The sequence below is a fragment of the Brasilonema bromeliae SPC951 genome, from assembly GCF_012912135.1.
Taxonomy (GTDB): domain Bacteria; phylum Cyanobacteriota; class Cyanobacteriia; order Cyanobacteriales; family Nostocaceae; genus Brasilonema; species Brasilonema bromeliae.
The window spans coordinates 317-5,496 of the sequence record NZ_QMEB01000144.1 but is presented as its reverse complement, the minus strand read 5'-3'; the positions used below and the strand labels follow the sequence as shown (position 1 = coordinate 5,496).

Below are 5,180 nucleotides of genomic sequence, written 5' to 3'. Positions count from 1 at the left end.
TGATTCGACATAGATGCGGCGGGGGCAAGCCAGATGCTCGTCGCGGATTTCCTGGTCACCCGTTACGTTCAAGAAGGCGTCTGCTTCCTGATATAATTGCAAAATTTGGGCTTCAGTCATCCCATAACATTCACCCCCGAGATAATCGCGAAATCCCCATCGGTCTTTGAAGCCATACTCCTCTAAAATTGGGGCAATTCGCTGAATATTCTCAGTCACATCTGGAGAGAGGTCGTTGATGCGGGGATTGTAAATCCAACGCCATGAATCTTCTATATAATAAGCGTCATAACCTAAGCGACGAAGTCCCAGCAGGTAGTGAAGGAACTGGTAAGTCACCCCTGCTAAGGGATACCAAAATAGAATACCAAAAACTATAATTTTCCCCTTACTAGGGCGTTCAGTTCTCACTTTTCAATCCCTCCTGCATCCAAGCGACGAACAACACGGGCAGGATTGCCAGCCACGATAGTGTACGGTGGGACATCCTGGGTGACAACAGACCGGGCACCGACGATCGCCCCCTCTCCGATAGTGACGCCTGGTAGTACACAGGCATCAAAACCAATCCAAACGTTAGAACCGATAAGAATTGGTTGCGCTGGTACCGTACCATCAATACGTCGGGGCGAACGAAATGGTATCTGTTCTAGTTCACGCCGCCGCTGTGTCGGGTCGAACGGTAGTCGGTAGGTATCCATCAAAACAACATTCCAAGAGATGAGGGCATAATCACCGATTTCGATCTGGGCGTCACAGATAATCCTGGCACCGTGAACAAGCGCAAACTTACCCAAACTGACTTGTCCACGCGGACCAACATCAAACATCGTCCCCAAATAGGTGGAAGCACCGCGACCGTATTCTACCCCCACTGGTGCTTCGCTGCGGTATAAGTGAAAACTGAATGTCGTTTCAACGTAGGCGGTTTCATCAAGAACCACGTTTTCTGGAATCGTTCCTGGATACCAATCCCAGGAGAGAGTGCGTGTAGACATCGCCCTTAAACCTCCCCAATTATCTGTGCTGGATTACCCATGACTCGCGTGCGTGGCGGTACATCTCGGTTCACCATTGCACCTGGCTCCACAATTGCCCCAGCTCCAATATGGACTCCCTTGAGGATTGTGGCGTTCGGTCCAATCCAGACGCCGTCCTCAATAACCACGGGTCGCTTTACGATTTCCGGTCGCGGTAAGGTCTTGCCCAGAGGTGAACAGGCGATCGCGTCAGCAATGCGTTCAGCAGGTGCGATCGGATGAAAGTCGGTATCAGCGAGTGTTGTATTCCATCCAATCACAACGTAACTGCCAATGCGAACTTCAAGTTCGCACAAAAGTACAGCGTTTGTGAAGTAGCAGTAGTCGCCAATCTCCACCTGCCCCTTCTCACCAATATCGAAGTGAACGCCGTCCATAGTACAGTGGTCACCGATGATTAGCCCCTGTTTCTTGCGGCTATGGAATCGCTTAAACGCGAGATTGCCCATGATGACTGTGTTTGAACCAATTTGGACATTCTCTGGAAAATCCGTAATTACCCTGTACTCAGACTGCTGATTAGCTAAATATGTCACCTTATCTCCCCTGGTTTATACTGCAATCCAGTTCAGTTAAGCATTTTTTTCTTCTCTCTGTGTCACACCAGGTGCTACAACGGGGGGAACCCCCGCAACGCACTGGCTCCTCTGCGCCTCTGCGGTTGGTTAAAAAAAATTGATTTTTACAAAAAGTTTTAGCCTTAGCATTAAACGTATTGCTTTATACCGATTCCGAATGGATGATCGCTCGGCTGGACTGGGTTTGGTGCAGGCGATAGTACAGCCCACGAGCGTTTAGCAATGCTTGATGGGTTCCTATCTGGGCAACTCGTCCTTGTTCCAACACCACGATCCGGTCTGCTCGTTGTACTGTCGAGAGGCGATGGGCAATAATAAACGTAGTTCGTCCTGCCATCAGTCGCTCTAAAGCCTCCAGCAGCAGAAACTCGGTTTGAGCATCCAAAGCAGAGGTGGGTTCATCCAGAATCAACACTGGAGCATCCTTGAGCAGCGCACGGGCGATCGCCAACCGTTGCTTCTCTCCCCCTGAAAGCGTAGCACCGCGCTCACCAATAACCGTGTCATAACCTTGGGGTAATCGTTGAATAAAACTGTCAGCATTGGCAGCTTGGGCGGCTGCGATGATTGCTTCGCGGCTAGCACCAACACAGCCATAGGCAATGTTCTCGGCGATGGTTAGCGGTAGTAGAAACGGCTCCTGCAGCACCAAGGCAATCTGCTCGCGCAGGCTTTGCAGTTGCACGTCTCGGATATCTACCCCATCAAAGAGGACTCGTCCCTGCCAAGGATCGAAAAAACGGGGAATCAGGGAAACCAGCGTACTCTTGCCGACTCCTGTCGCTCCCACTAGGGCGATCGTTTCCCCTGGCTGTGCTTCCAAGGAAATGTCCTGGAGTATCGGTTTCCCATCCTGGTAGCCGAAGGTAACTTTCTCTAGACATACGTATCCACTCGCTTTACCAGGTTGTAAAAGCAGAGGTGTAGCACCAGCAATTTCCCGTACCTCCTCCTTGGCATCTAACACCTCTAGCACTCTCATAGCACTAGCTGCCGCTGCTGCAAAACCAGACGACATGTAAGCCAAAGTCTCCATCGGCACATACAAGGAGGCGAGATAAGAAAGGAAGACCAGTAAAGACCCAATTGAAAGTGACCCATCCAGAACCTGAAAGCCGCCAAAGAGCATAATTGCTGCTGTTCCGACTGCGGTGACCCCGCTCACCCCAATTTTGAATTGCATCTGGGCAAGGAGAGCGCGCAAACAAGCCTGGAGCGCTTTTTGGGACAGGTAGCGAAAGCGCTCATCTTCGTGTGCTTCGCGACCGAATGCTTGAACAATTGGTAGCGCTGTTAAAGTCTGCTCGCCAAGCGCCATAATCTCGCCTTCAAATTGTTGATGCTGATAGGTTCGCTCAATCATGGGCTTGTTAAAGACCCAAATCAGTAACACAATCAGAGGAGCAACAACCAGCGAGAGCAGTGAAAGGAAGTGATCAAGTTGCCACATGACAACGAACATGACTACCAGATTCACCACGGAAGTGAGCACGGGCAGAAAAACCCCCATCGCCAGATTCCGAATACAGATGCTGTCAGTCATGACTCGCCGGACGAGATCGCCAGATCGCTGTTGGTTGTGAAACTCCAGAGAAAGATGCTGTAGGCGATGAAACAGTGCTGCTCCCAAGTCATAACCCATTTGACTGCCAACGCCAGCACCAACATAATCTTGGAGCAGACGAACTCCTTCACTGGCTAGAAATAGAGCGATTGTAGCACCCGCTAAGGGGCCGAGTAGCTGAATATCGGCATCACCAGCTAAGGTTTTGAGCCAAACAAGAGTATTTGGCAGGGATTGGTTACCCAGGACGCAATCAACAATCAACTTCAAAGGCCAGGGCTTGAGCACATTCAGCCCGACATTAATTAGCATCAGCAGCAGCACAAACGCGAGTCCGCGCCAACGGACTCGGGCGTAACGTGCTAGTCGTAGCCACCACAGTTTCATAACACGACCTCCTGCGGCGGATCGGGAAACTGCAAGGAGTGCAAACGCTTGTAAAGACCAGAATCTGTCAGCAACTCCTGGTGCGTTCCCATCTCCACAATCCTACCCTGTTCCAGCACCACGATCCGATCCGCCCGGAGAATAGTCGAGAGGCGATGGGCTATGATAAATACTGTCCGCCCCTGCATCAAACGCTCTAAAGCTGCCAGCAGTAAGCTTTCAGTGTGGGCATCGAGAGCAGAAGTGGGTTCGTCGAGAATCAGTACCGGTGCATCCTTAAGTAGCGCGCGTGCGATCGCCAGCCGCTGTTTCTGTCCCCCAGAGAGGATAGCTCCTCTTTCACTCAGAACGGTGTCATACCCTTGGGGCAGCTGCCGGATGAATTCGTCCGCCCTGGCTGCTTTCGCGGCTGCGACAATCTCCTCAAAGCTTGCTCCCGGACGACCGTAAGCAATGTTCTGTGCCACCGAGAGTGGCAGGATAAACGGCTCCTGTAGCACTAGGGCAATCTGCTCGCGCAGGCTATTGAGTTGCACGCCTCGTACGTCCACCCCATCAAATAAGACTCGCCCCTGCCAGGGATCAAAGAAACGAGGAATGAGAGAGACCAACGTACTCTTACCAGCACCAGTCGCACCGACCAAAGCAATAGTTTCTCCCGGTCGTGCTTCCAGGGTAATATCTTGCAGGATAGGATAGTCAACATCGTAACCGAAAGTAACTCCCTCTAGACATACATGTCCCCGAGATCCCACTGCACGAACAGGCAATGGTTTGGCTCCTGGGGCATCCTGCACCCCATCTTTAGCATCCAAAATCTCTAGCACTCTATCCATATTGGCTTCCACTGACTTCAAACTCCCGTAGATGCCAAACAAGCCGCGAAATGCTCCTTGTATTGATTGTAGATATGCCAAGAAAACCAGCAGGCTACCGACACTCATGGCTCCCGATAACACCTGCAGCCCACCCACATAAAGGACGATCGCATTACCAACCGTTGTCACAGAACCATTGGCAAGACCGTAGGTACTTTTGAGCAGGGTTTCGCGTTGCGAAATCGTAACTGCATCTTGAGACAGGTGCTTAAACTGCTCGGTATTGTAACTCTCCCTGCTAAATGCCTGAATCATTGGGATGGCTGTGAGCGTTTGGTGGACAAAACTGGTGAGGCGAGACTGCGCCTCGCGATTAAGCTTTGTCCGGCGCTTGAGTCGGGAACCAAAGACGAGGGCAAAACCAGCCATCATTGGTGCAACGAATAGCGAAATCAGCGTCAGTGAAGAATTCAGGTTCCAGGCGACGATGCTAATAGTCAAGAGCATAAGCAGATGCTGCACAGGTGAAATCAGCACAGCACCGACCAAGGTGTATACACAATAGGAATCTCCTGTCAAGCGGCTCAAAGAATCGCCGACAGTACGCTGGCTATGGAACTGCAGTGAAAGGCGTTGAAGACGAGAGAACTGGTTTTGAGCCAGTTCGTAGACCATACCTTGCCCAGCAGCACTCCAAGCCCAACTTAAGCTCGTGTCAAGCGCCGCGTTCAAAGCATAAAGTCCGAGGCTACCTAAAGCAGCAACAAGAACCAGCAGTGGCGGCGTCAGGGAC

General features: G+C 51.3%; 3 protein-coding genes and 2 pseudogenes. All 5 read right to left on the bottom strand.

Annotated elements, in window-relative coordinates:
• Positions 1-411 (bottom strand): annotated as a pseudogene (locus tag DP116_RS28605) (hypothetical protein); the annotation flags it as partial.
• Between the two features lie 29 nt (positions 412-440).
• Positions 441-590: pseudogene (locus DP116_RS30745) on the bottom strand (DapH/DapD/GlmU-related protein); the annotation flags it as partial.
• Positions 591-1,003: 413 nt separating this feature from the next.
• Positions 1,004-1,576: a DapH/DapD/GlmU-related protein gene (locus DP116_RS17795; RefSeq protein ID WP_169156444.1), complete on the bottom strand. Its 573-nt coding sequence runs from the start codon at positions 1,574-1,576 to the stop codon at positions 1,004-1,006.
• 184 nt (positions 1,577-1,760) lie between these two features.
• Complete coding sequence (locus tag DP116_RS17790) at positions 1,761-3,569, bottom strand: ABC transporter ATP-binding protein (RefSeq protein ID WP_169156443.1); 1,809 nt, start codon at positions 3,567-3,569, stop codon at positions 1,761-1,763.
• Positions 3,566-5,180 (bottom strand): ABC transporter ATP-binding protein (locus tag DP116_RS17785; RefSeq protein WP_246275682.1); only part of this gene is annotated, 1,615 nt, incomplete at its 5' end. The genes DP116_RS17790 and DP116_RS17785, both read right to left, overlap by 4 nt.

Bases quoted from the DNA above. Each gene is read 5' to 3' on its own strand.
- DP116_RS17790 (WP_169156443.1), bottom strand. From the start codon at position 3,569: ATGAAACTGTGGTGGCTACGACTAGCACGTTACGCCCGAGTCCGTTGG.